Below are 25,498 nucleotides of genomic sequence, written 5' to 3' on the forward strand. Positions count from 1 at the left end.
CGATCATGGCCTTTACCATTTCCGTGCTGAAGGAAACTGCGGCGGGCGAGCATCGCGTCGCGGCGGTTCCTGAAACCGTCAAGAAGTTCGCCGCGCTGGGCGCGCAGGTTATGGTGGAGCGCGGTGCAGGCGCGCATGCGCTGGTCAGCGATGAGGCGTATCGCGATGCGGGCGCCGAAATCGTCGATCGCGAAGCGGCCATCGCCAAGGCCGATCTTCTGCTGGCCATCCAGGGGCCGGACGCGGGCGATCTTGCCGGTGCACGCGATGGTGCCATGTTGGCCGCATCGCTGGATCCGTTCGGCAAGCGGGATCGGATCGATGGCTATGCCGCTGCCGGAATCGATGCGCTGGCGATGGAGTTCATGCCGCGGATCACTCGCGCGCAATCGATGGATATCCTGTCCTCGCAGTCCAATCTGAATGGCTACAAGGCGGTGCTGGACGCGGCACATCATTATGGACGGGCGTTTCCGATGATGATGACGGCGGCGGGCACGGTGTCTGCAGCGCGCGTCTTTGTTATGGGCGTGGGCGTTGCCGGATTGCAGGCCATCGCCACGGCCAAACGCCTTGGCGCGCAGGTGAGTGCCACGGACGTGCGGTCGGCCACCAAGGAGCAGATCAAGTCCCTCGGTGCCAAGCCGATCTTCGTCGAGACCGTGGAAGGTATCGAGGGCGAAGGTTCGGGCGGTTATGCAACCGAAATGTCCGAAGACTATAAGAAGGCGCAGGCCGATCTGGTATCGGACCATATCGCCAAGCAGGATATCGTGATCACCACCGCGCTGATACCGGGCCGCGCCGCGCCGCGTCTGATCAGTGATGCGCAGATCGCCAGCATGCGTCCGGGCAGCGTCATCGTCGATCTGGCGGCAGAGCAGGGCGGCAATGTCGAAGGTGCAGTGGCTGGAGAAGCGGTCGAAAAGCACCAGGTGACTATATTGGGCGCCAAGGACATGGCGTCATCGATGGCCGCGGACAGTTCGGCCTTGTTCTCCCGCAACCTGTATAATTTCGTCAACGCTTTCTGGACCGACGGAAGCGATACGCCGATCTTTCCGGATGATGATGAAATCGTGCAAGGGGTGCGCGTCACCAAGGATGGCAAAGTTGTGAGTGAGCGATTGCTCGCGTCCTGACATAAAATATAATGACAGTGATAAATGCTGATCGCTGAGCCACCGGACGGTGGCCCGCAAGCGCAAAGCAATACTGAGTCCTTTTTAGTCTACGTATCGCACTGATGATCGATCCGCTTCCGAAATTATATATTTCGAGCGAAGCCGATTGCTCCTGATAGCCGTATCCTTTTGTGAGGTTGGGGCAAAAAAAGTTCAGGAGAACTAAGATGACGAACAAGATTTTATTGGCAGCAGCCGCTGTTTCCGCACTCGCGCTTGGCGGTTGCCAGAATATGGGCTTGGATGATGGCATGGCGAATACAGCGTCTGCCGGTGCCAGCTCCACGGTCATGGTTGGCGGCGCGGCGATGTATCCGACGCGCAACATCATCGAAAACGCCGTGAACAGCAATGTGCACACCACGCTTGTGGCTGCCGTGAAGGCCGCTGGCCTTGTCGATACGCTGTCCGGCCCAGGTCCGTTCACCGTGTTTGCGCCAACCAACAGCGCCTTCGACGCGCTGCCGGCTGGTACCGTCGACACATTGCTGATGCCCGCCAACAAGGCGAAGCTGCAGAAGGTGCTCACCTATCATGTTGTGCCCGGTCGCATCACGGCGGCCGATATCATGAGCAAGATCCGTGCGGGCGGCGGCGTGGCGACCTATACCACGGTTGCCGGTGAGCCACTGACGTTCCGTATGCAGGGCAATGCCGTCGTGGCAACCGGGGCAGGCGGCGGCACCGCCACGGTAACGCAGGCGGATGTGATGCAGTCCAACGGCGTCATTCATGTCGTGAACGGGGTCGTCCTGCCCGGCATGTAATAAACGCAAAATAACGCCCATGGCGTGACCAATGAAATGAAAAGCACCCGGATCGTGAGGTTCGGGTGTTTTTCGTGCCTCGACAGAACGGCCCGGCTTTGCAACAAGGCAGCACAGTTAAAGGCATCAGCGGGGCAGGCCATGGATTTTATCTCAATCCTATCGATATTCATCATGGCGTGTTTCGTCGGATATTATGTTGTCTGGTCGGTCACGCCGGCGCTGCACACACCGCTGATGGCGGTCACCAATGCCATCTCCTCGGTCATCATCGTGGGCGCGCTGATCGCCAGTGCGGCAGCTGCCGTCCCCGGCGCCAAATGGCTGGGCCTGGCCGCAGTGGTTCTGGCCAGCATCAATATCTTCGGCGGCTTCGCGGTGACCGAGCGCATGCTCGCCATGTACAAGAAGAAGGAGCGTAAATAATGCTCCAGCTTCTTACCGCTTCCGCTGCTGCCCACGGCCCGGTGAACCCCTGGGTGGCCTTGGCCTATCTCGTGGCCGGCGTATTTTTCATCCTCGCATTGCGTGGCCTGAGCTCTCCGGTCAGCGCGCGGGCGGGCAACCGCTATGGCATGGCCGGCATGGCCATCGCCGTGATCACCACCCTGGTCACCCATCTCAATGCCGACATATGGGAAATCGCCATCGCCATCGCGATCGGTGCGGTCATCGGGCTCGTCACGGCCCGCCGTATCGCCATGACCGCCATGCCGCAGCTGGTGGCCGCCTTCCACAGCCTGGTGGGCCTCGCCGCCGTTCTGGTGGCGGGCGCTGCGTTCCTCAATCCGGATAGCTTCGGTATTTTGGGCGCGGACGGCACGATCCTTGGTGTCAGCCGGATCGAAATGGCGCTGGGCGCGGCGATCGGCGCGATCACCTTCTCCGGATCGGTCATCGCCTTCCTGAAGTTGAACGGCAACATGTCGGGGTCTCCGATCCTGCTGCCCGGTCGTCACATCATCAATCTCGGCGTGCTGATCTCCATTTTGGTGCTGGCCGGGCTCTACACCGCAGCGCCTGGCATGGGCGCCGGCGACGGCTATTATTTCCCGGTCATCGTGCTTCTGGCCTTTGCCATCGGGTTCCTGCTGATCGTGCCGATCGGCGGCGCGGACATGCCCGTCGTGGTTTCGATGCTCAACAGCTATTCCGGCTGGGCCGCCGCCGCCATGGGCTTCACCCTTGGCAATACGGCCATGATCATCACGGGCGCGCTCGTCGGCAGTTCCGGCGCAATCCTGAGCTATATCATGTGCCGCGCCATGAACCGCAGCTTCATCAGCGTGATCGCCGGTGGCTTCGGGGCGGAGAGCGGTGGAGACAGCGGCGGCGGTGAGAAGATCGATCGCCCCTGGAAGCGCGGGAGCGCCGACGATGCGGCGTTCCTCATGAAGCAGGCGGAAACGGTTATCATCGTGCCGGGCTATGGCATGGCGGTGGCGCAGGCCCAGCATGCCCTGCGTGAAATGACGGACATCCTGAAGGAAGAAGGCGTCTCGGTAAAATTCGCGATCCATCCGGTGGCGGGTCGCATGCCCGGGCATATGAACGTGCTGCTGGCCGAAGCGAATGTGCCCTATGACGATGTGTTCGAACTGGAGGACATCAACAGCGAATTCTCCCAGGCCGATGTCGCTTTCGTCATCGGTGCCAACGATGTGACCAACCCGGCGGCCAAGACGGACAAGAGCTCGCCGATCTACGGCATGCCGATTCTGGACGTGGAAAATGCCAAGACGGTGTTGTTCATCAAGCGCTCGATGGGCGGCGTGGGCTATGCGGGGGTGGACAATGAGGTATTCTACCGCGACAACACGATGATGTTGCTCTCCGACGCAAAGAAAATGTGCGAGGAGATCGTCAAGGCGCTCGGCTGAATGGCCGAGTGCCCCGAGGGTTAGGAATACATGCGTAAAATCGGTCTCATCGGTGGGATGAGCTGGGTTTCGACCGAGCTCTATTATCGCCGAATCAATAGCAAGGTACAGGCGGCACAGGGGCATAATTTTTCTGCGCCGCTCGCCATCGAGAGCCTTGATTTCAATGGCCTCATCCGCACCAGCGACATGGCTGACTGGCGCGAGGCTGCGGATATTCTGAGCGATGCCGCCAAACGGCTGGAGCAGAGCGGCGCAACGGCAATCATGATTTGCGCCAACAGCATGCACAAGGTGTATGACGAGGTGGTGGCGGCCGTATCGGTTCCGGTTATCCACATTGCCGATGCCGTGGGCCGCAAGATGAAGGCAGAAGGCGTGTCCAGCGCCGCGCTGATCGGCACGCGCAATGTCATGACCGAGCCATGGTATCGTCAGCGCCTGATCGAACATGGCGTGTCGCTACTCCCGCCGGATATGGACCGGGTCGATGAGATCGACCGGATAATCTATGAAGAGCTGATGAAAGGCATGGTGCGCCGGGATGCCGAGCGAACCCTGAAGACGTTCATCACCAATATCGACAAGACGGGCGTAAAGGCCGTGGTGTTGGGCTGTACCGAGCTGAATCTGGTCGTGGACGTGAAAGCCAACATCCTGCCTATTTTCGACAGCACCATGATCCATGCGGATGCGGGCGTCGACTGGATATTGGGGTCGTAAAAAGCCCGCACGCACAAAAAACCGCCCCGGCCAGTGTGGCGCGGGGCGGTCTTGAACGGCTTAAGCTGACCTGATCAGCCAGCCTTGGTCCATATCTGTGTCTTGCAGAACGGACCGATGCACCCTTTCACTTCCATGACGCCCGACGACTTGCGCTGAAGAAGCGAACGGTACGTTTTGCCAGCCTTGGGATCGTAAATCTCTCCACGCCACTCATCGCCATCTTCCTTGAAGCTGGTGAGAACGGGAAGGCCCATAAGTTTCCGGCTGCGCTTGGACTTATCGGGATTCTTGGTGTCTTTCTGATCCACGCCCTGCGACGGCGTCTTCAGAAATTTGACGATCTTGCCGCACAGGCTCTGCCCGCAGGGCGCGATCTCGACCACTGCGGCCTTGTCTTCCGTGATCCAGCGGCCCGTGACGGGCTGGGCGGCGAATGCCGGGGCTGCAGTCGCAACCAGCGCCGCCGCAGCGACAATCTTCGTCATCTTCATTATGGTACTCCAGGCTGTTTCACCGATTGATAGCGGCTTGTCGATGACCTGCAACTGAACATTGGCGCAAAGCGACCTGTGCGGAGGGAACGTGGCCGGAATAATTGGCGGCTACATGTTGAAGGCGTCGGAGATCGAACAGGCGGCCGGACCTAGAATAACGATGAACAGAACCGGCAGAATGAACAGGATCAGCGGCACCGTCATGATAGCGGGTAGACGCGCTGCCTTTTCCTCTGCCCGCATCATCCGCTCATTGCGAAATTCGGCAGAGAGCACGCGCAGGGCGGAGGCCAACGGCGTACCATATTTCTCGGTCTGGATCATCGTGGTCACCACGCCTTTCAGCGCGTCCAGCTCCACCCGCTTTGCCAGATTCTCGAACGCCTGACGGCGCTCGTTGAGAAAGCCCAGTTCGATGGCGGTCAACGCGAATTCGTCGCCAAGTTCCGGATAGCCGCGGCCAAGCTCGCGGGCGACACGGCCAAAGGCTGCATCGACGGTAAGGCCGGCCTCCGCGCAGATGACCAGCAGGTCGAGCGCATCCGGCAAACCCTTGCGAATGGCGTCAGAGCGTTTTGTGATCGCATTTTTCAGATAGATATCGGGCGCTTTGTAACTGCCCAGCAGCGCAAAGGCAAACACGCCAAAACGCTTGAACGCGCTCCAGTCTCCCAGCCAGCCAAATCCATAGATCGCCAGCGCTGCGCCGCCGCCTATGACAATCGGCAGAACCATTCTGGCGAAAATCACCGCGACTGCCAGTTCCTTGGACCGGAACCCGGCCTTCACCAGCTTGACCTGTGCTTCCTTGAGCTGGCTGTCCTGCAGCACCTGAAGCCGCGACAGAATGACCCGCATCCGATCGGTGGTATCGCTCGTTTTCACCAAGGACGCGCGTTTCTTGGCGGTCGATGCGGTGATGCCGGCCTTCAGCTGTTCGCGGCGATCGTTGAGCGCTTTGACGCGCTTGGCCATCGGGTCGCTGACGGTCACGGCGGCATAGATGGCGAGGCACACCGCCAAAACGGCAACGGCTGCCAATATGGTTGCGACGTTGAAGACATCGAAGCCAAGAAGTGTGGGGCCAGTGCTTTGCATGATCAGGCGTTCCTTAAATCTCGAAGCTGACCATTTTGGACATGATGAACGCGCCGATCGACATCCAAACAAGGCCCACCAGGCCGGCCACGATCAGCCGATCCTCGTAGAAAAACCCGCTCAGGTAATCGGGGTTCATCCAGTACACCAAGGTGAACACGAAGAATGGCAGCGATCCGACAATATAGGCCGATGCTTTGGATTCGGAGCTCATGGCACGGATCTTCAGCTTCATCTGCGCACGTTTGCGCAGCACATCTGCCAAATTGCCGAGCGTTTCCGCCAGATTGCCACCGGTCTCGCGCTGGATCGACAGGGTAATCACGAAGAACTGAAATTCCGCCGTACCGAGCCTGTTCGCAACTTCCTGCAGCGCGTCTTCCATATTGTGGCCGATACGCATCTTCTCGGTCACCAGCTTAAATTCCTCGCCCACCGGGCCCGGGATTTCCTTGGCAATGACGGTAAGCGTTTCCCCGATGGGCAGTCCGGATTTCAGACCACGCACCAACAGTTCCAGCGCCTCTGGAAACCGGGCGACGAACTTGGCGAGGCGGCGCTTGATCATCTGACCGATAATGAAATGGGGCAGGCCCAGACCGACGAAGGCAGCGACCAAAAGGCTGAGCATTAGCGGCGTGCCACGCGTTGCCAAAATCAGAAATGTTCCCAGCCCAAGGCCGCCGCAGATCAGCAGATAGCGTTTGAGCGGGATGTTCTTGCCGGTCTGTTGCAGGCGCAAGATGAGTTTGTCGATCCGTCCGCCGGCACGGCCGGATCTCGGCCTGTATTGCGATGCCACCGCCTTGCGCATCTGCTTTTCCATCTGCGCTTCGGTGGAATCGCTATGGCGCAGCTTCACCGCCGACAGGCGACGCGACGAAGCTTTGGAAAGGTTCGGCCCCGCAAATGCGGCAACGATCATGCCCGACATGAGCACGATCATTGCGATCAGCATCAACATTTGCGTCGTCATAAATCAGCAGCCTTTTGCGCGTGCGAAAAGTCTCAGGCCTTCTGCTTGCTTGGCAACAGCGAGGAGAAGGAGAAGCCCGACTTGGATTTGGCAGGGGCAGCCCCGTCGGCGCCATCGCCGGTCATCACTTCCTCCGCCTGATCGAGAACAAGGTTTGCGATGTCCTTAATGGCGGATGACACCTTGCTGGACCGCACCGCCTCGACAATCGGCTTGCCGAGCTTCGAAGCCTGCGCCGCTGCCTTGGGATCGGCCGGCACCACCACGTCGATCTTGCCTTCCACCGACGCTTCGAAATCCTTTTTGCTGATTTCCAGGCCGGACCCGTGAACCCTGTTGGCGACAAGAAGAATGCGGCTTTGCGGTGCATTGGACTTGATCCAGGCGAGCAACCTGATGGTATCGCGCGCCGCCGCGAGGGTCAGTTCCGTCACGATGACGACGACCTGGATGTCATGGATGAGCCCGGGATAGTTGATCAGCATGTTGCGCGGCAGATCGATCACGGTGGCTTCGAACGCGTTGCGGAACTCTTCCTGCAACTGATAAAAGGCCGTGCCATCGGTCATGAGCGGGTTGCTGATCGGGGCTTCTGCGGAGAGCAGAGACAGCTTTTCATTCGCCTTGATCATGGCCCGCTCGAGGAAGAGTCCGTCGATGCGGCTGGGATTGTCGATCGCGTCGGTCAAGCCGCGGCCGGGCTCGAGGTCGAGCGACAGCGCCCCGGTGCCGAAGTGCACGTCAAGGTCGAGCATGGCGGTCAGGCGGCCGATCCGGTCGCTCAATATCCAGGCAATCGACGTGGCGATGGTGGTTGCGCCCACGCCGCCGCGCGTGCCGATAACGGCGGTGGACACGTGGCTTTGCGTGCCGCCGGCTTCATCGGCTTTCGGCGTGTTCATCATGGCCTGCGCCTGGGCGATCGAATCGCGCAGGGCATCCGGTCCGAATGGTTTGAGCAGATAATCGTGCAAACCGCTCAGCATCAGATCGCGGTACAGGCGCACATCATTGATCTGACCAATGGCGATCACCATGGTTCCTGGCTCGCAGACTTCCGCGAGAGCGTTGATATCGTTGAGCGGATCGCCGGACTCCGACAGGTCCACCAGCAGGATATTGGGGCTGGCGGATACAGAGAGCGACTGGATCGCGTTGCGAAGCCCGCCGCGACTGACCTTTTCCGGGGCCCATCCCATCGTTTCGCAGACCGAGCGGGCGACATCGAAAGTATTGTCGTCACAGACAAAAGCGCTGAACGGATCGCGTCCGCTGGCGCCGCCTTTCCAGGGTGCGTTCATTGATTGTCTCCACCGTTGCGCCATGCTTCGACCGGGCGCACCGCTCTGCGGCTGTCGCCGCCATGATCGTCCTGACCGCGCACGAGATCTTCCGGATCTGCGATCATGGCCGCCAAGTTGCTGTTGGTCGCGCAACCATAATTGGTGTGATTGCCGCCCGTGTAGTTGGCTTCGCTTTTCTTGCTCCAGTCCGGGCAGGACGGCACGCTGGCGCTCGATCGGCTCAGCACGACGCGAACCGTACCTGGAATCACCGGGTTTGCGGTGACCGGCGCGGTATCGACGACCTGCGCGTCGTAATTCTGGACGACGCTGGAGACGGAAGCGCGCGTGGACGCATCGGCATAGCCCGGTCCGAAGTCGATCGATACGCGGTCCCCATATCCGGCATCGAGCGCCGCCATCCATTCGGAAAGGCGCTGCCGCTCGGTTGCCGGAACGCCGCCGCCACTGGTGTCGAGATCGATCGCATAATTTGTGCGTGTCACCACCGGCTGATGCACGGAATACATCGTGCGGTTGACGTGGGATCCAGTGCATCCGGCCAGCGAAAGACCCATGGCTGCGATCAGAAATTTTGCGGAGATATGCATGTTGAAAACGCCTTTCTGCCTGTCCCGGATCATTCGAAGCTGAAGCCGGGGCCGGACGCGCCGCCGTCGGAACGGGCAGGCGCGGTTGGGCCGGATTGGTCAGCTGCCGGTGAAGACGGTGCAATGGTGGGCTTGGGCCGCGTTCCGCCGCTCACGCCATCGCTCTGCTGATTGAGCAGCAGGCGCTGCGCATCATTGGGGCTCTGATAGCCATCCGTCGGCAAAACGATCTCATGATCGGACACCGGCTCGACGAGATAGGGCGTGACGATAATCATCAGCTCGGTTTCGTTGCGACGCCAGCCATTGGATTTGAACAGATTGCCCAGAATGGGAATGTCCGCCGCTCCCGGAAATTTATCAACCGAGCTGGAGGAGCTATTGCTCAGCAGGCCAGCAATCATGAAACTCTGACCAGATCCCAGTTCCACGGTGGTTTCCGCACGCCGGGTGGTGATGGCCGGAATTTCCGTACCGCCGATGCGCACGGCGCCTTGGGTGGAAATATCCGACACTTCCGGTCGCACGCGAAGCGAGATGCGGCCGTTCGCCAGCACCGTGGGCGTATATTGCAGTTGCACACCGTAATTGCGGAATTCGATGGTGGTTGCCCCAAGGCCGTTGGCAATGGGTATGGGAAATTCGCCGCCGGCCAGAAATTCTGCGGTCTCACCGGACACGGTTGTTAAATTCGGTTCTGCCAGGGTGGAGATGAGGCCAGCGGATTCCGAAAGATCCAGGGCGGCGGCAACGTCCAGACCGAAAAGCCGTCCGGCTGCCTGCAACACATTTGTTCCGCTGGGAATATTGAAGTCGAAGCTGCTGCCGCCAGTGATGAACTGGCCCGTTGCCGGGTTGAATGGCAAGCTGATGCTGCCTGCGGGCAATCCGAACAGGGAAGAGGCATCGAGCTTTGGCAGGCTGCTCGTCTGGATCGTATTTCCGATCGAAACGAAATCGTTATTGCGCGATACGCCGAACTGAAATCCGCCGCTTGTGTCCCGCGTGGCCAGATTGCCGTTGATTTCCTTCGCCAGCGAGCGGCTGACCTCGGCAATGCGCACACGCAGATTGACCTGCAGAGGTGTTTTCGTGCGGATGCGGCTGACCACCTGATTGCCTTCTCCGACGAAAGCCTGAAGCAGCCGCTCGGCCTCGGCAGCGTCTTCCGGATTGGCGACGGTGCCGGTCAACAAGGTGACGCCGTTCAGGCTGTTGGTCTGAAGATCCGCTTCCGGCATGGCCAGCTGCAGCATTTGATCGATCGTCTCGATATTACGGCCGGTACGAATGACGGCGCTGTATACCGTTTTGCCCGCCGCATTGGTGGCATAGAATGTCGTTTCGCCCGGACCCTTGGCATAGACGTAGATCTGGCGGGGGGAGGTGACCTGCACATCGGCTATCGCGGGATCGGCCACAAACACGTCCGTGATGGACGAGGGCAGATTGATCTGTTCTCCGCGACCGATGGAAATGGTGACCATGCGGCTTGGCCGGTCGGACTGCTGCGCGGCCGCTGGAGCAGGACTGACGACGGCCGGTATGGCAATCGCTGAAGCGACGAGCGCCATCATGGCTGCGCCGGGCGGCATTCGAAAAAGCGTCTTCATCTGCTTATCTCCCACCGAATGACACGGTCGTGGAATTGTTGCCGCGTGCGACGTTGACGACGGGGCCCTTGGCCGCTTCTTCGGCCTTCTGCTCCATCTGCGTCTTTTCCGGCGCGGTCTGCGGTGGAATGCTGCGGCGTTGGAAGCGGGAGACGTCTCCGCCCGTCGAAAAGCTGGATTTCCCGTCGGTCGGACGCTGGGCCATGCTGCGCAGGATCCGCTCTTCCTCTTCCGGATCGGCATTGGCTGGCACCTTGATGGCGCCGGATGCAATGGCTTCTTCCAGATCGGACGAACTGTCCGAAAGCGAGCGCAGGGACAGGCTGATGGTGCCAATGGTCTGCGCCACCGTGATCTTCTCGGCAATGCGCGGCGTGGTCTCCAGCGTGACCAGCTGATAGCCGGTCGCCACGGTGTTGCCGGCCTCGTCAACGGCGGGGGTCGTCCGCTGGTCGGTCGCCAGAACGCGCAGGTTGCGGATGATGGTTTCGGAAACCTTGAGCGGCCGGTTGGTCGAATTCTCGATGGCGACGCCCTGAACATCCTGGGTCAGCACCAGATCCACCCGGTCACCTGGGAACACGAAGCCGGCAACACCGGTCAGGCCGGAGACGGGGATGGTGACGGCACGCATGCCAGGCCCCAAAGCGGCGGCCAGAAAGCCGCGATCGCCCGGCGCAACGAGCGAGCCCTGCGTGATCGGTTCGCCAGCGGTGATCGCATGGCGCACAACGGTGCCGGGCAACTTCGTGATATCGATACCGCCCGCTGCGCCTTCGACCAGATAGGCGTCCGAAATCATCTCGGCGGGCCAGGGCTGGTAGCGAAAGGAATCTGCGGTGACGATAGTGCCCACCGGCATGGCGCGCGTGGCCACGAGCACTTTCGGCCCGACAGGCTGAGCCGCCGCTTGCGTTTCCGGCGCGGGCGACCCGACCAGAAGGCTACGCGCCATAAATGCCGCGATGGCTGCGACGAATAACGCGCCGAAGAGCAAAATCAGTTTTCTTCTGTCCATGACGCCGACAATCTCCCTGAGGCCCCCCGTGGTCAGCCTTCACTCATCTAGCAAAGTGGTTAAAATATCGTTCACCGCATATGATCAGACCGGAGACGGCGATGGCTACACCATAGGGAACACGCACTTTTCCGGGCCGGCGGCGCTGACGGTGCTCGAACCAGAATATGCCGGTAACGGCCACGCCGATCAGCGTGGCGTAGAGCAGCATGCGCGTCGTGGTGACCCAATCGAACCAGAGGGCGAGCGCCGTGAACAGCTTCACGTCCCCGCCGCCCATCACCCGCATGTAGAAAAACAGCGAGAACAGCAGGAAGACGAAGGCCGCAGCGATCAGATGTACCACCATGTCCGGCCAGAGCGGCTCGCCCGTGGCAATCCACCAGAGCGGTGCCCCCAGCGCAATCGGCAGGACGATCTTGTTATAGATCTTCCGGTCGCGAATATCGGTAACGATGGTCACCAGCAGCGCGATTGCCAATGCGGCGAGCAGCCCGTAAGCGAAATAGTCTCCTGTCATCCTCGTCGGATTAACCAGAACTGCTTGCCAAATGGTAACCATAGACCGCCGAACCATTCCCGAGGCCGCGACCGAAAGCCGCTGGCAGACCGCTGACGGAACGCGCGTTCGCCGCATTGACTGGCATGCCGAACCCTATCGCGGCTCGATGCTGTTCATGCCGGGGCGGGGCGATATCTACGAAAAATATCTCGAGACGCTGCACGGCTTCTGGAATGACGGCTGGAACGTCACCGCCTGCGATTGGCGCGGTCAGGGCGGATCGGGGCGGTTCAGCGATCAGCCCAATGTGGGGCATGTCGATGATTTTGGCACATGGATTGCCGATCTGGCCTTCTTCTGGAGTCAGTGGAAAGCGCGCACGCCTGGCCCGCATGTTCTGATCGGCCACAGCATGGGCGGGCATCTTGTGCTGCGCGCACTGGCGGAAAAGGGGGTCGATCCCGATGCCGTTATTCTGAGCGCGCCGATGCTGGGCATCCGGGCAGGCGGCGTTCCGGCCTGGCTAGGCCATGCCTATGCCAGGCTGATGATCTGGCTGGGCGATCCGGCACGCCCGGCATGGAAGGTGAGCGAGAAACCGGGGGCGGCAGAGGCCACGCGCCATCTTTTGCTGACGCACGACAGGGCGCGTTACGAGGATGAGCCGGGCTGGTGGGACTTGCGGCCTGAATTGAAAATGGGCCCGGCCAGCTGGGGCTGGGTAGAGCGGGCCGTGGATTCGACGCGGCGGCTGGAAAAGCCGGGCGTATTGGAAGCCATCGACACGCCGCTGCTGATCCTAGCCACGACGGCGGATCAGCTGGTCGATACCAAACGCATCCAGCGTGATGCAAAACGCCTTCCCGATGCCGAGCTTGTGCTGTTCGGCGAGGAAGCGGCCCATGAGCTGCTGCGTGAAGCCGATCCTGTGCGCGACCAAGTGCTTGCGGCGATGGAGGACTTCCTGGAGCGGCGGCTGGTGTGAGCTGCTTCGACGTCGCGATTATTGGCGCCGGGATGGCGGGTGCGAGCCTGGCCGCCGCGCTTGCCCCGCATCGCAGCGTGCTGCTGCTGGAGGCCGAAGATCGGCCCGGCTACCACAGCACCGGACGGTCCGCCGCCTTCTGGACGGAAAGCTATGGCGGGCCGGGCGTGCAGCCGCTCACCAGCGCGTCCTACGATCGACTGTCCGATGGCGGATATCTGACACCCCGGGGCGCCCTGCATCTGGCGGAAGGTGCGGACACGGCGCTGGCCGACAGGTTTCTGCAGACATTTGCCGAAAGCGGCATCGCACTGGATCGCATCGGACGGCAAGGGATCGAGGCGCTGGTGCCGCGAATCCGTGATGGCTGGACGGATGGGGTCTGGGAGGCGAGCTGTCAGGATATCGATGTTGCTGCCTTGCATGCGGACTATCTCTCGACCGCGCGTGCCAATAATGTGGCGCTGCGTTGCCGCGCCGGTTTGCAGCGCGCGCATTTTCGCGCCGGCTGCTGGACGATAGAGACGAAGGCCGGATCGTTCGAGGCCGCGCTTCTGGTGAATGCCGCCGGGGCCTGGGCAGACAGGGTTGCCGAAGCCTGCCAGGTCCGCCCGCTCGCCATCCAGCCGCTCCGTCGCACAATCGCGCAATTGCGCATCGACCCGCCCACCACCGCCGCCCTTCCGCTCATCCTTGGCCTCGATGGCAGTTTTTATTGCAAGCCGGATGCGGGGGGACGGCTCTGGCTCAGCCCGCACGATGAGACGCCGACCGTGCCCGGCGACGCCGCGCCGGAGGAAGTGGATGTGGCGCGGGCGATCGCACGGTTGCAGGATGTGGTCGATTGGCGGGTCGAGGTGGTGGAGCATCGCTGGGCCGGGCTCCGCAGTTTCGCCCCGGATCGGCTGCCGGTGATTGGCCCGGCCAGCGATCATGATCGGTTCTTCTGGTTTGCCGGGCAGGGCGGCTTCGGCATCCAGACGGCTCCGGCGGCTGCCGATCTGGCGGCGCGGTATATTCTGGGGGAGGCCGGGCCGGAGCTTGGCAGACAGATCGAGCCTGCGGCCTATGCGCCTGCCCGGTTCGACTGAGGTAGCCGTTCAGTCGATAGCGTCATAGTCTGGCTTGGGGGGGCCTGCCGCTTCATCGGCAGCATCGCTGGCCAGACGGTCGGCGCGTTCATTCTCCGCATGCCCGGCATGGCCTTTAACCCATACCCACTCCACCTGATGCCGATTGCAGGCATCGAGCAGCGCGCGCCATAGATCCTCGTTCCGCACCGGTTTCTTCTGGCTGTTTTTCCAGCCGTTTTTTTGCCAGCCGATCACCCAGCGCGTGATGCCGTCCAGCACATATTTGCTGTCGGTGGTCACAACGACGTTGCACGGCTCCACCAGCACATTCAGCGCCTCGATCGCCGCGGTCAATTCCATGCGGTTGTTCGTGGTGTCCGCTTCTCCGCCGGACAGTTCTTTTTCATTGCCCTTGAAGCGCAGCACAGCGCCCCATCCGCCGGGGCCGGGATTGCCCTTGCAGGCGCCGTCGGTGAATATCTCAACCGTTTTCATGGCGAAGGCCCTTTACTCTATGAAACCGCAAAAACGTTCTCATATGCGCCGTCCATGATCATCCGGTAAAAGTCCAGCCGTCGCAAGAAGGCCATGGGGTCCTTGCGCGTCACCATCGCATCGGCTGGCGTGGCGATCCAGTCATAGGCGCGGGTCAACAGAAAGCGCAGACATGCGCCGCGCGCCAGCATCGGCAGGGCAGCGATTTCGGCATCCGACAGCCCAAAGGATTCGCGATAGCCGCAGATGAGAGCGCGCGAAACTTCGGCATCGAAGCCTGTGCCATCGGGCGCAAAGCACCAGGCGGCATGGGTCACGGCCAGATCATAGGCGCGGATATCATGGCAGGCAAAATAGAAGTCGATGATGCCGGTGACCGCGCCGTCCAGCATCAGCACATTGTCCGGAAACAAATCGGCGTGGATCGGGGCGTGCGGAAGCGTTTCGGGCCACTGCGCATCCGCCAGCGCCAGTTCCTCGTCGATCCGCACCGCCAAGCCATCGTTAATCGCTTCGAGATCGGCCCTGTCGCACCGTTCCGCCAGAGCCCGCCATCCGGCGCGGTCCAGGCTGTTCGCGCGCGTGCCTTTGAAACTGGCCCAGGCCGCATGCATATGTCCCAGTGCGGTGCCCACGGCATGGGCCTGCTGCGCGGTGGGCCTGTCTGGCGAGATGCCGTTGAGAAATGCGATGAGGCAGGCGGGGCGCCCGGCGACCGTCTGCACGGTCTGGCCACTCGTATCCGCGATGAAGGCGGGGACCGGCAGACCGGCATTGGCAAGATGCCCGACAAGATCGATGAAGAAGGGCAGGTCGCTCACATCGACCCGGTTTTCGTACAGCGTGAGAATGAATTGGCCACGACTGGTCTCGACCAGGAAATTGCTGTTTTCCACGCCCTCGGCAATGCCCTTGCAGGCGCGCGGCGTGCCGACATCATAGCGCGCAAGCAGCGCCGAGAGGTCGGCTGGCGAAACCTGCGTGTAGACCGCCATGTGTTCAGACCGCTTCGAGACTGCGCGGCAGCTTGAAGATCATCCGTTCCTTGGCGCTTTCGATGATCTCCTCATGAACATCGAACCAGTCGGACAGCTTGTTGACCACCTCACGCACCAAGAGCTCTGGCGCGGAGGCCCCCGCTGTAAGCCCCAAGGTGCCGACGCCCTCGAACCAGGCGAGCTCCACATCGCTGCCACGTTGCACCAGCTTGGCATTGGTGCCTTCCCGTTCCGACACTTCCACCAGTCGCAAGGAATTGGAGCTGTTGGGCGCGCCGATCACCAGCATCAGATCACATGACGCCGCGATCGATTTGACCGCCGCCTGACGGTTCGACGTCGCGTAGCAGATGTCTTCGCCCCGTGGCCCCACGATGTCTGGGAAACGGCGTTCCAGAACGGTAATGATCGCCTTGGTATCGTCCACCGAAAGGGTGGTCTGCGTCAGAAAGGCCAGATTGCCGGGATCGTCCACGGTCAGCGCTTCGGCATCCGCCTCGGTTTCCACCAGGGTCATGGTGCCTTCGGGAACCTGGCCGAACGTGCCGATCACTTCAGGATGCCCGCGATGGCCAATGAAAATGATGTGCCGGCCGGCCTCCACCTGCCGTTCGGCCTGACGATGGACCTTGGACACCAGCGGGCAGGTCGCATCGATATAATCGAGCCCGCGTTCGGCGGCCTTGTGCGGAACCGCCTTGGGCACGCCATGCGCGGAAAAGACCACCGGCACGCCGTTCGGCACGTCGTCCACGGTTTCCACGAAGATCGCGCCTTTGTCTTTCAGCGCATCGACGACATATTTGTTGTGCACGATTTCATGCCGGACATAGACCGGTGCCCCATAGATTTCGAGCGCGCGCTCGACGATGGTGATAGCGCGGTCCACGCCGGCGCAGAAGCCGCGCGGCGCCGCGACAAGCACCTGAAGAGGGCGGCGGTCCGTGGTTGAAGGCATGGCTGGCGTCCTCGTTCATTCGTGAAGTGCTAGCGGCAATCGGCCAGCACGGTTGCACCCCATATATTGGCGAGATAAGGGATCGTGAACCCCGGAACGGCGCGAATCCTTGTACGCGCCGCCATGAAAGGATCGATCCTTGAAGAAATCCCTGCTTGCCGCCGCCGGTTTTGCCCTTGCGCTGACCGGCTGCTCGTCCGAGGGCGAACTCGATCTTTCCAGCGGCGTAGGCGTGAATGTTGTTCGTTCTGGCTGCCCGATTGTGGGCGTGCCGGAAGGGCTGGGCGATATCACCACCTTCCGCAGCGCCGCCTCGCAGAATTTTTCGGATCTGGACGTCGTTGCCGATATTACCAATGTGCGCGGCAGCTGCAATGAGAGCGGTGCGCAGATCTACAGTCAGGTCGAATATGACGTGCAGGCCCGCCGTTATGATACGCGCGCAGCCCGGCAGGTCACCTTGCCGACCTTTTCGGTCGTGACGCAGGGGGGCAGCGCGGTGGTCGCCAAGCGCGTCGGCCAGATCACGATCAACTTCGCGGCAGGGCAGGAACGCGCTTCCACCCGCGCGACCGCGACGGCCTATGTCGATGCGGCGGCGGCCACCATTCCGGACGATATCCGGGAGCGGATCACTCGCACGCGCAAGGCAGGCGATGCCGACGCCGCGCTCGATCCGCTGGCGCAGCCCGATGTGCGCGCTGCCATAGCCCGCGCCACCTTCGAGCATCTGGTGGGTTTTCAGCTGACCGAAGATCAGCTGCGCTACAACGTTACGCGCTGACGGCGTTCGGCACTGTTGAGGCTTGGGCATGAAAGTCTGGTCAACCGGCGGGCGTAGCGCGCTGCTGCTGTTTGCGCTTGTCTGGTTCAGCTGCGCCTATTTCGGCTCCTGGGCGCTAAACCCGAACAACGCGACCCGCATGTTCGCCGCGATCTCGCTGGTCGAAGAAGGCGATGCCACGATCGACCAGTTTCAGGATCTGTCGATCGATCAGGCGCGGTTCGGCGACCATTTCTATACCGACAAGGCGCCCGGCATGACCATCATGGCGATGCCCGCCATTTGGATTGCCAACCAGCTGACCGGCGAACAATCGATCTATTTCGCCCCCACGCTGCAAGACCGTGGCTTTGTGCACTATATGACCGCGCGGACCTGGCTCGCTGCGGCGATGTCGTCTGCGCTGCTGGTGGCGCTGGGGGCTGTGGCGCTGTTCTGGATCGGTCTGTCGCTGACGGGCAAATCGGGCGCAGCCATGTTCGGGGCGCTGGCCTATGTGTTCGCTACCCCCAATTGGGGCTGGGCGACTACGGTCATCGGGCATGCGGCGGTCGGCGCGCTCCTGATGATCGCGCTGGCGGGGCTGCGCTATATTGCCGTGTCGGGCGAGCGGCAGGATCGCCGGTCGCTGTTCGTTGCGGCGGCGCTGTCCGCCTTCGCGCTGGGCTGGGCGCTGGTCGTGGAGCATCAGGCGGTGTTCGGGGTGTTGGCGCTGCTTCTGTACGGGCTGTGCGTCACGCGGACCTTGTCCACGGCGCTGCGGCTGCGTCTGCTGGCCATCGGTGTGGTTGCGGGCGTCATCGCGCTCGCGCCGCTGGTCATCTACAATCAGATAGCCTTCGGCACGGTGTTCCGCGTCGGGTATGAAGGCGTCGTCGGGTTCGAGGGCATGGAGCAGGGTTTCATGGGCCTGACCTATCCCAAATCTGCCGTGCTGTGGGAAATCATCTTCGGCGAGCGGCGCGGAATTCTGTGGCTTTCGCCCTTGCTGGTGCTCGCCCCGGTCGGCTTTTTCTGGATGGTGCGCCGGGCCGACATGAAGGCGATGGGCTGGCTCTGCGTGGCCGGTACGCTGGTCTTTTTCCTGCTCAACGCGGCCTATGTCTACTGGACGGGCGGCAACAGCACCGGTCCGCGCCATGCCATGCCAGCGGTCGGCTTTCTCGGTATCGGCCTGGCCGGTTTCTGGGCCGTGGCGCGGGCGTGGTACTGGAAGCTGGCTGCCGCGGTCCTGTTCGCGCTGAGCGCCGTCATCGGGCTGATGACCGCTTCTGCAAATATCTTCGCATATGAGGGCGAAACCCATACGCTGCGGACCGAGATTCTCGGCGCATTTCTGGAAGGCCGCGTCCGTGCGCTGCCGATGGAATGGCTGGGCTGGTCCTGGCAGGCCGCCATCCTGCTCTATCTTGCCATCGCCAGCATGTTTGCCGCGCTGATCTGGCTTTCGCTGCGCGGGGATGCCAAGGCGGGTAGCTGATTTTATGATTGAGATGACCCGATGACGATCTACCAGACCTATGCCAGCCATGTGAACGCCGCGCTCGATACGCTGGTGGCGGACGGCGTGCTGCCGCCCGATCTCCCGCGCGACAAGGTGGCGGTCGAACCGCCGCGCGATACGACGCATGGCGATCTGGCCTGCAACGCGGCCATGGTGCTGGCCAAGCCTGCTGGTGTGAAGCCCCGCGATCTGGCGGAGAAGATTGCCGAGCGGCTGCGCGCCGTCGACAGCATCGACACCGTCGACATCGCCGGCCCGGGCTTCCTCAATCTGCGGCTGGATGACGGCGTGTGGCGGGAGGAACTGCGCGAGATTGCCGCGCAGGGCGCCGATTACGGCCGCTCGGACAGCGGAAAGGGCGTGTCGGTCAATATTGAATATGTCTCCGCCAACCCCACAGGGCCGATGCATATGGGCCATTGCCGCGGCGCGGTGGTGGGCGATGCGCTGGCCAATGTGCTGCAATTCGCCGGGCATGAGGTGACCCGCGAATATTATATCAACGATGCGGGCGGGCAGGTCGATACCCTCGCCCGGTCGGTGCATCTGCGCTACCGCGAAGCGCTTGGCGAAGATGTCGGGACGATCCCCGAGGGGCTGTATCCCGGCGATTATCTGCTGGCCACCGGCGCGCGGCTGGCTGAGGAATTAGGCGATCGCTATGTCAGGGCGCCGGAAAGCGAATGGCTGGTGCTGTTCCGTGAGGAGGCCGTGGCCGACATGATGGCCATGATCCGCGCCGACCTCGCTTTGCTTGGCATCCATCACGACGTTTTCTCGTCTGAAGCCGCGCTGCACAAGGGCGGGAAGGCCGAAGCCGCCGAGGCCGATCTGCGCGCGCGCGATCTGGTCTATGACGGCGTGCTCGAACAGCCCAAGGGCAAGACCATCGAGGACTGGGAGCCGGTTGAGCTGCCGCTGTTCCGCTCGACCCAGTTCGGGGACGACCAGGACCGTCCGATCAAGAAATCAAATGGCAGCTGGACCTATTTCGGAGCAGACCTGGCCTATCATTACCAGAAAGCCCAGGGGTCCGACGCACTGATCGATATCTGGGGCGCGGACCATGCCGGCACGGTCAAGCGCATCAAGGCCGCGGTCGCGGCACTTACCGAGGGCAAGACCGCGTTCGACGTGAAGCTGGTGCAGATGGTCAAGCTGCTGCGCGGCGGCGAGCCGGTGAAGATGTCCAAACGCTCGGGCAGCTTCGTGACGCTGGCCGAGGTGGTGGAAGAGGTCGGCAAGGATGTCGTGCGTTTCACCATGCTCACCCGCAAGGCCGATGCGCAGATGGAGTTCGACTTCGTCCAGGTGGTCGAGGCGTCCAAGGACAATCCGGTCTTCTACGTGCAATATGCCCATGCCCGCATCCAGTCGACGCTCCGCAAGGCGCTGGCCGAGATGGAGGTGTCGCCGTCCGATGCGCGGCTCGATCTGCTGGGCGCGGAAGAGAATGAGCTGATCCGCATGGCCGCGCAGTTCCCGCGCATTGTGGAATCGGCGGCGTCCGCGCGTGAGCCGCATCGTATCGCCTTCTATCTTGGCGATCTGGCGGCGGCCTTCCATGCCTTCTGGAATCTTGGCAATGACCGGCCGGACAAGCGCATCATTATGACACAGGATGCCGAGACGACGGCGGCGAGGCTTTATCTTGCCGCACAAATCGGGCAAATTATTCGCAATGGACTGGCATTGATGGGTGTGGACGCCGCCGACAGCATGTGACGGGCCGCCACGCCCACAGAACGGGGCCCATATAAGGGGGATAGATGCGATGAGCGACGAAGCACGGCAGGATCTGGACCTGGGCGAAGACGATAGCCTTCCATGGCTGGAAACCGCCGACGATTATGAACAGTCCGACGGTCCGGCCGCCGGAAAAGTGATCGGCCTGGTCGTGGCTGCACTGGTGCTGCTGGCGCTAGTGGTGGGCGGCATCTACCTGTTCCAGAACCGCCAGGGTGAAGCGGGCGGCAATGGCGAGCTGATCGCCGCGCAAGAAGGCGATTACAAGGTCGCTCCCGAAGACCCGCAGGGCAAGCAGTTCGAAGGCGAAGGCGATGCTGCTTTCGCCGCGAGCGAAGGCAAGTCGCGTGAAAGCAACGCGGTGCCCGGCAAGGCTAAGAGCGAGGCGGCGGCGTCCAGCGACAAGGCCAAGGCGGCGTCGTCCGCGCAGGTCGGCGGCGCTGACAAGGCTGCGGCCACCAGCGGGGTATCGGTGCAGCTTGCTGCGTTGGGCAGCGAAGCGGCGGCCGAGCAGCAGTGGAGCAGGCTTGCGGCGCAGTTCGAATATCTGAAAGACATGCGGCATCGTATCGTCGCGGCGCAGGTCGAGGGGCGCAGCGTCTATCGTCTGAGTGCGATCTCCTCCAACCGGGCCGCGGCCGACGCCTTGTGCAGTCGGATTAAGAGTGATGGGGGGAACTGCCTCATCACCGGCTGACGTTCGATCGCGGGGATCTGGCTTGCCCAGCCTTATGGCCAAATGCCATCAGCGGTTCGACCATTATTCCCGTTTTACCGCGACCCGTTTCAGCCGCTTGTAACTGCCGGTTTCGTACTTCCAAAAATGTTGCCGGATGGGTTCGCTTCCATAATGTTCGAACGTATACAGTTCGGATCGCGGGCGCAGCCATGCTTTTTGCGACCAATCTTCTTGATCCGGACTGAAAATGACGGAACGGTTATCGGCGCCGGGCAGTTGGCCCTGTTTGCAAAAATTCCAAGGAGCTTGCGATGGAAGGCATGGCATCATGTCTGGCCGCGATAATGTTTATCGCCACACCCGTATCCGCCGCCGCGCAGGAACTCGAGGCCCCGGCGGGTGACGCCCGTCCGCCCGAGGTGACGCTGATCGAACAGCCCGCCCCCGCAACCGACCGTGTCGTCGTGAGCGCGGGGATCACCGGGGTTGGCCAATATATATCGCGCGGCGTGGTGTTTTCGACCGCGCCGAGCGTGCAGCCCTATGTTTCGCTGAGGATCAAATTGCCCGAACTGACCGGCGGTGTTGTGACCGACGCCAGCGTCTTCGTGGGCACGTGGAACAGCATTCAGAACGGCGCGCCGGGGCTGAACCAGCGCAATGACGGGCCGATTCCGGGATGGTACGAATCCGACGTTTATGCCGGTGCGGCGGTGGAGCTGGACAATCGGTGGACCGTTTCGGCCGCCTATTACCGCTATATTTCCCCCGCCAATTCCTTCGCCGGCTATAATGACTTCGAGATAATCGTCGGTTTCGACGACAGCGACCTGTGGGACGATGTCCTTCCGCTCGCCAATTTTACGCTGTCTCCGGCGCTGCGCGTGGTGCAGGAAGCCGGGCAGCCGCTGCGCGACGACGCGCTCTATATCCAGCCGTCGATAACGCCCAGTTTCAATATCGGGCGGGACCAGTCCGTGCTTGTCGCCATCCCGATCTCTGCGGGATTTTCCGACAGCTTCTACCGCGGCGTGCGCGGCGGAACGAAGGATTTCGGGTTCCTGCGGACAGGCCTCAGCTTGTCGACCAAGCCGATCGAGGGAGCGGACTGGTTATCGATCAATGGCGGGTTCGACCTGTGGCTGTTGAACGACCGGGTGGCGAACGGGTTGGACAGCACGGAGGTCGTTGGCAGACTTGGGTTGAGCGTAAGCCTGTAGAGATGCCGCATGCGCAGGGGGCGGCACAGTCTGGTGGCTGCGCGCGATTGGCGCAGCTTTTTCCCCAATAGTCCACAGGGTTTTCCACCACCGGCTTGTCCGCGACTCGACAGCGGTCTAAGCTTTTGGCTTCTTTGAAGCGCGTTTGGACCGACCCACGATGATTGCTGCCATTTTCGGACTGTCCGGGCTGGACATCTCGGCTGAAGAGCGCGATTTCTTTCGCGAGGCGGAGCCTGCCGGCTATATTCTGTTTGGGCGCAACCTCGCCGACAAGGCGCAGGTCCGGACGTTGACTGACAGCCTCCGCGCGCTGCATGGTCGTGATGATCTGCCGATCATGATCGATCAGGAGGGCGGGCGCGTGCAGCGGATGAAGCCGCCGGTGTGGCCGGCCTTTCCCGCCGGCCAGCGCTTTGCCGATCTTTACGCCATCTCGCCGATCTCCGCGATGCAGGCCGCGCGGCTCAACGCTGCGGCGCTGGGCGTTTCACTGGCCGAGGCCGGTATTTCCATCGACTGTCTGCCGCTGCTCGATGTGCGCCAGCCCGGCGCCCATGACGTGATCGGGGATCGCGCGCTGGGCGCGGAGCCGATGCAGGTGGCCGCGCTGGGCCGTGCGGTGCTGGACGGTCTGGGAGACGCCGGGGTCGGCGGTATCGTGAAGCATATTCCAGGTCATGGCCGCGCGTCGGTGGACAGTCACAAATCGCTGCCCGTGGTAGATGCTGGCTTGGAGGAGCTGGAGCAGGATATCGCGCCTTTCCGAGCACTGGCCCACGCCCCGATGGCCATGACGGCACACATCGTCTTCACCGCCTGGGATGCCGAGCGACCGGCCACATTGTCGCCCATTGTGATCGAGGACGTCATTCGTGGTCAGATCGGGTTCGATGGTCTGCTGTTCAGCGACGATCTGGACATGGAAGCATTGGACGGCAGCGTGCCGGATCGGGCCGAGGCGGCGATCAAGGCGGGGTGCGATATCGCGCTCAACTGCTGGGCGAAGATGGACGATATGCAAGGCATTGCGCAGCGGCTCGGGCCGATCGGCCCGGACGCACGCCGCCGCCTAGAAGGTGCCTCTGCCACGCTTACCATGGCAGCCGGCTGCGCCCCTCTGGAAGAGCTGATCGCCCGGCGGGATGCGCTTCTGGCCCTGGCGTGACGGGGGCTGGTGCCCACGGCTTTGATGGCCCGCCACCGCGGGAGCGTGAACCCGAGCAGCTGACCCTGGACCTCGATGGCTGGGAAGGGCCGCTTGATCTTCTATTGTCGCTGGCAAGGGGGCAGAAGGTCGATCTGCGGCAGATTTCGATTCTCGATCTGGCGAAGCAATATCTGGATTATGTCGACAGCGCGCGTTCGCTCAAGCTGGAACTGGCGGCGGATTATCTGGTGATGGCCGCCTGGCTCGCCTTCCTGAAATCGGCGCTGCTGCTGCCCAAGGAAGAACAGGCCGATCCGTCGCCGGAGGAACTGGCGCTGCGGCTGCAATTGCGGCTGGAGCGGTTGAACGCGATGCGCGATGCTGGTGCACGGTTGATGGCGCGTGACCGGGATGGGCGCGATGTCTTTGCGCGCGGCGATCCCGAAGGGCTGCGCGTGGTGGCCGACCGGCAGTGGGATTGTGATTATTTCACGCTGATCAATGCCTATGGGCAACTGCGCGCGCGCACCACGCCCCGTCTGCATGTGGTCAAGCGGCGCGCGGTCGTTACGCTGGAGGAGGCGATCGACCGGCTGTCGCGCATGATCGCGCAGGCGGTGGACTGGACGCGGATCGAGCATTTTCTGGCGAAGTCCGAGCTGCCTGAGCTGCGCAAATCGTCGCTGGCATCCGGTTTCGTCGCCGCGTTGGAATTGGCACGGCAGGGGCATGTGCTGTTGGAGCAGGAAGATATCTATGCACCGCTGATGCTGAAAGCCCGGCGATGAGCGACGCCGTGCCCCATGCTGCCGATGGTAACCCGGTGGACGACAGTGTCCGTGCCGTCGAAGCAACACTCTTCGCAGCAGAAGAGGCGATGACGGCGGATCAGATTCGTGCGCATGTGGGGGAGGCGGTGGATGTCGCCGGCGCCTTGGCTGCGCTGGAGACGCATTATGCCGGACGCGGGATCGAGCTGGTTCGGCGCGGGCGGCACTGGCGATTTCAGACCGCGCCGGACCTGGGGCGCCTATTGCGGCGGGAGCGCACCCAGCTGCGGCGGCTCAGCCGCGCCGGCGTGGAGACGCTGGCGATCATCGCCTATCATGAGCCGGTCAGCCGCGCAGAGATCGAGGCCATTCGCGGGGTTCAGATCAGCAAGGGCACGCTGGATGTGCTGATGGAGGCCGGCTGGGTGCGCCCCGCCGGGCGGCGCGAGGTGCCCGGACGTCCGCTGATTTACGCCACCACGCCCGATTTCCTGGTGCATTTCGGCCTGCAGAGCCGCCGCGACCTGCCGGGGATCGCGGAGCTGAAAGCCGCCGGTCTGCTCGACCCGGTCGACGACGCCTTCGATGCGCTGGATCCCGACGAGGACGAGGATGCGGACGATGTGCCCGATGCGCACAATTCGGGCGCGGGCAGCCATGATCTGCTGGAAAGCGACAACGAGAGCGGCTAGATGGGTGGGATACACCCAACCGGAGTACCCCTTCATGCAACCGAGTATCTGGCAGCTTCTCATTGTCGCCGCACTGGTGCTGATCCTGTTCGGCCGTGGCCGCATTTCCGAAATGATGGGTGATGTCGGCAAGGGCATCAAGAGCTTCAAAAAGGGCATTACCGACGAAGATCATGATCGTGCGCGGGACAAGGAAACACCCGCCGAACCGCCTCGCCGGATCGAAGGAACGCCCCCGCCGGTCGATGCGACGCGCGAGAGCGAACGCGACCGGGATCATCTCGCCAACTGA

27 protein-coding genes are annotated in these 25,498 nt (G+C 62.2%); 16 read left to right on the forward strand and 11 right to left on the reverse strand.

Going from position 1 to position 25,498, the window contains the following annotated elements; genetic code table 11:
* Positions 1-5: 5 nt before the first annotated feature.
* The 5 genes from G410_RS0102090 to G410_RS0102110 all read left to right on the forward strand — a co-directional run bounded on the left by G410_RS0102090 (position 6) and on the right by G410_RS0102110 (position 4,554).
* Positions 6-1,142, forward strand: coding sequence for a Re/Si-specific NAD(P)(+) transhydrogenase subunit alpha (locus G410_RS0102090; protein WP_022672005.1), 1,137 nt, complete (start codon positions 6-8; stop codon positions 1,140-1,142).
* Between the two features lie 209 nt (positions 1,143-1,351).
* Positions 1,352-1,951 (forward strand): fasciclin domain-containing protein, encoded by a 600-nt coding sequence (locus G410_RS0102095; protein WP_022672006.1) that lies wholly within the window; start codon positions 1,352-1,354, stop codon positions 1,949-1,951.
* A gap of 141 nt (positions 1,952-2,092) precedes the next feature.
* Positions 2,093-2,377 (forward strand): NAD(P) transhydrogenase subunit alpha part 2, encoded by a 285-nt coding sequence (locus G410_RS0102100; protein ID WP_022672007.1) that lies wholly within the window; start codon positions 2,093-2,095, stop codon positions 2,375-2,377.
* Complete coding sequence (locus G410_RS0102105) at positions 2,377-3,831, forward strand: NAD(P)(+) transhydrogenase (Re/Si-specific) subunit beta (protein ID WP_022672008.1); 1,455 nt, start codon at positions 2,377-2,379, stop codon at positions 3,829-3,831. The genes G410_RS0102100 and G410_RS0102105 overlap by 1 nt, the downstream gene beginning before the upstream one ends.
* 30 nt (positions 3,832-3,861) lie before the next feature.
* The gene (locus G410_RS0102110; protein ID WP_028970958.1) at positions 3,862-4,554 is read left to right on the forward strand and encodes an aspartate/glutamate racemase family protein; all 693 of its coding nucleotides are present in this window, start codon (positions 3,862-3,864) and stop codon (positions 4,552-4,554) included.
* A 74-nt stretch (positions 4,555-4,628) separates the two neighbouring features.
* On the opposite strand, the gene G410_RS0102115 is transcribed toward G410_RS0102110, so the two are convergent.
* The 8 genes from G410_RS0102115 to G410_RS0102150 form a co-directional block, all read right to left on the reverse strand.
* Positions 4,629-5,048: a DUF2147 domain-containing protein gene (locus tag G410_RS0102115; RefSeq protein ID WP_022672010.1), complete on the reverse strand. Its 420-nt coding sequence runs from the start codon at positions 5,046-5,048 to the stop codon at positions 4,629-4,631.
* 111 nt (positions 5,049-5,159) lie between these two features.
* Positions 5,160-6,149 (reverse strand): type II secretion system F family protein, encoded by a 990-nt coding sequence (locus G410_RS0102120; RefSeq protein ID WP_022672011.1) that lies wholly within the window; start codon positions 6,147-6,149, stop codon positions 5,160-5,162.
* A 13-nt stretch (positions 6,150-6,162) separates the two neighbouring features.
* Positions 6,163-7,125 (reverse strand): type II secretion system F family protein, encoded by a 963-nt coding sequence (locus tag G410_RS0102125; protein ID WP_022672012.1) that lies wholly within the window; start codon positions 7,123-7,125, stop codon positions 6,163-6,165.
* 32 nt (positions 7,126-7,157) lie between these two features.
* On the reverse strand, positions 7,158-8,426 hold the full coding sequence (locus tag G410_RS0102130) for a CpaE/TadZ family protein (RefSeq protein ID WP_022672013.1): 1,269 nt from the start codon (positions 8,424-8,426) through the stop codon (positions 7,158-7,160).
* Positions 8,423-9,019 (reverse strand): CpaD family pilus assembly protein, encoded by a 597-nt coding sequence (locus tag G410_RS15240; RefSeq protein ID WP_051137190.1) that lies wholly within the window; start codon positions 9,017-9,019, stop codon positions 8,423-8,425. The genes G410_RS0102130 and G410_RS15240 overlap by 4 nt, the downstream gene beginning before the upstream one ends.
* A 29-nt stretch (positions 9,020-9,048) precedes the next feature.
* Positions 9,049-10,632: a type II and III secretion system protein family protein gene (locus G410_RS0102140; RefSeq protein WP_022672015.1), complete on the reverse strand. Its 1,584-nt coding sequence runs from the start codon at positions 10,630-10,632 to the stop codon at positions 9,049-9,051.
* Positions 10,633-10,636: 4 nt separating this feature from the next.
* On the reverse strand, positions 10,637-11,650 hold the full coding sequence (cpaB, locus tag G410_RS0102145; protein ID WP_022672016.1) for a Flp pilus assembly protein CpaB: 1,014 nt from the start codon (positions 11,648-11,650) through the stop codon (positions 10,637-10,639).
* Positions 11,651-11,693: 43 nt separating this feature from the next.
* Positions 11,694-12,170, reverse strand: a complete 477-nt coding sequence (locus G410_RS0102150) for an A24 family peptidase (protein ID WP_022672017.1) — start codon at positions 12,168-12,170, stop codon at positions 11,694-11,696.
* Between the two features lie 31 nt (positions 12,171-12,201).
* Here G410_RS0102150 and G410_RS0102155 point away from each other — a divergent pair, with 31 nt between their 5' ends.
* Both G410_RS0102155 and G410_RS0102160 read left to right on the forward strand, forming a co-directional pair.
* Positions 12,202-13,137 (forward strand): alpha/beta fold hydrolase, encoded by a 936-nt coding sequence (locus G410_RS0102155; RefSeq protein ID WP_022672018.1) that lies wholly within the window; start codon positions 12,202-12,204, stop codon positions 13,135-13,137.
* Entirely contained in the window at positions 13,134-14,228 is a 1,095-nt protein-coding gene (locus tag G410_RS0102160) for an NAD(P)/FAD-dependent oxidoreductase (RefSeq protein WP_022672019.1), read from the forward strand. Before G410_RS0102155 ends, G410_RS0102160 begins: the two co-directional genes overlap by 4 nt.
* Before the next feature lie 9 nt (positions 14,229-14,237).
* Here G410_RS0102160 and rnhA read toward each other — a convergent pair whose 3' ends face one another.
* From rnhA to ispH, 3 genes are read right to left on the reverse strand one after another with little or no spacing between them, the layout of a single operon-like run.
* Complete coding sequence (gene rnhA, locus G410_RS0102165) at positions 14,238-14,705, reverse strand: ribonuclease HI (protein ID WP_022672020.1); 468 nt, start codon at positions 14,703-14,705, stop codon at positions 14,238-14,240.
* Positions 14,706-14,722: 17 nt separating this feature from the next.
* Entirely contained in the window at positions 14,723-15,700 is a 978-nt protein-coding gene (gene thrB, locus G410_RS0102170; RefSeq protein ID WP_022672021.1) for a homoserine kinase, read from the reverse strand.
* A gap of 4 nt (positions 15,701-15,704) precedes the next feature.
* Entirely contained in the window at positions 15,705-16,661 is a 957-nt protein-coding gene (ispH, locus tag G410_RS0102175) for a 4-hydroxy-3-methylbut-2-enyl diphosphate reductase (RefSeq protein ID WP_022672022.1), read from the reverse strand.
* 139 nt (positions 16,662-16,800) lie between these two features.
* On the opposite strand from ispH, the gene G410_RS0102180 reads away from it, so the two are divergent.
* From G410_RS0102180 to G410_RS0102225, 9 genes are all read left to right on the forward strand, one after another.
* Positions 16,801-17,445: a hypothetical protein gene (locus G410_RS0102180; RefSeq protein WP_022672023.1), complete on the forward strand. Its 645-nt coding sequence runs from the start codon at positions 16,801-16,803 to the stop codon at positions 17,443-17,445.
* Positions 17,446-17,473: 28 nt separating this feature from the next.
* Positions 17,474-18,925 carry a hypothetical protein gene (locus G410_RS0102185; RefSeq protein WP_022672024.1) on the forward strand — a complete coding sequence of 484 codons (1,452 nt, stop codon included), beginning with the start codon at positions 17,474-17,476 and terminating at the stop codon, positions 18,923-18,925.
* Positions 18,926-18,946: 21 nt separating this feature from the next.
* On the forward strand, positions 18,947-20,674 hold the full coding sequence (gene argS / locus G410_RS0102190) for an arginine--tRNA ligase (RefSeq protein WP_022672025.1): 1,728 nt from the start codon (positions 18,947-18,949) through the stop codon (positions 20,672-20,674).
* Positions 20,675-20,723: 49 nt separating this feature from the next.
* A complete protein-coding gene (locus G410_RS0102195; RefSeq protein WP_022672026.1) occupies positions 20,724-21,392 on the forward strand; it encodes an SPOR domain-containing protein in 669 nt (222 codons plus the stop codon).
* Between the two features lie 326 nt (positions 21,393-21,718).
* Positions 21,719-22,594, forward strand: a complete 876-nt coding sequence (locus G410_RS0102205) for a TorF family putative porin (protein ID WP_028970961.1) — start codon at positions 21,719-21,721, stop codon at positions 22,592-22,594.
* Between the two features lie 160 nt (positions 22,595-22,754).
* Positions 22,755-23,762 (forward strand): beta-N-acetylhexosaminidase, encoded by a 1,008-nt coding sequence (gene nagZ / locus G410_RS0102210; protein ID WP_022672028.1) that lies wholly within the window; start codon positions 22,755-22,757, stop codon positions 23,760-23,762.
* Entirely contained in the window at positions 23,759-24,532 is a 774-nt protein-coding gene (locus G410_RS0102215) for a segregation and condensation protein A (protein WP_022672029.1), read from the forward strand. Before nagZ ends, G410_RS0102215 begins: the two co-directional genes overlap by 4 nt.
* Complete coding sequence (gene scpB, locus G410_RS15245) at positions 24,529-25,206, forward strand: SMC-Scp complex subunit ScpB (RefSeq protein WP_022672030.1); 678 nt, start codon at positions 24,529-24,531, stop codon at positions 25,204-25,206. Before G410_RS0102215 ends, scpB begins: the two co-directional genes overlap by 4 nt.
* Before the next feature lie 34 nt (positions 25,207-25,240).
* Positions 25,241-25,498, forward strand: coding sequence for a twin-arginine translocase TatA/TatE family subunit (locus tag G410_RS0102225; RefSeq protein WP_028970962.1), 258 nt, complete (start codon positions 25,241-25,243; stop codon positions 25,496-25,498).

Origin of the sequence: Novosphingopyxis baekryungensis DSM 16222, assembly GCF_000420305.1 — a bacterium.
Classification (GTDB): Bacteria; Pseudomonadota; Alphaproteobacteria; order Sphingomonadales; family Sphingomonadaceae; genus Novosphingopyxis; species Novosphingopyxis baekryungensis.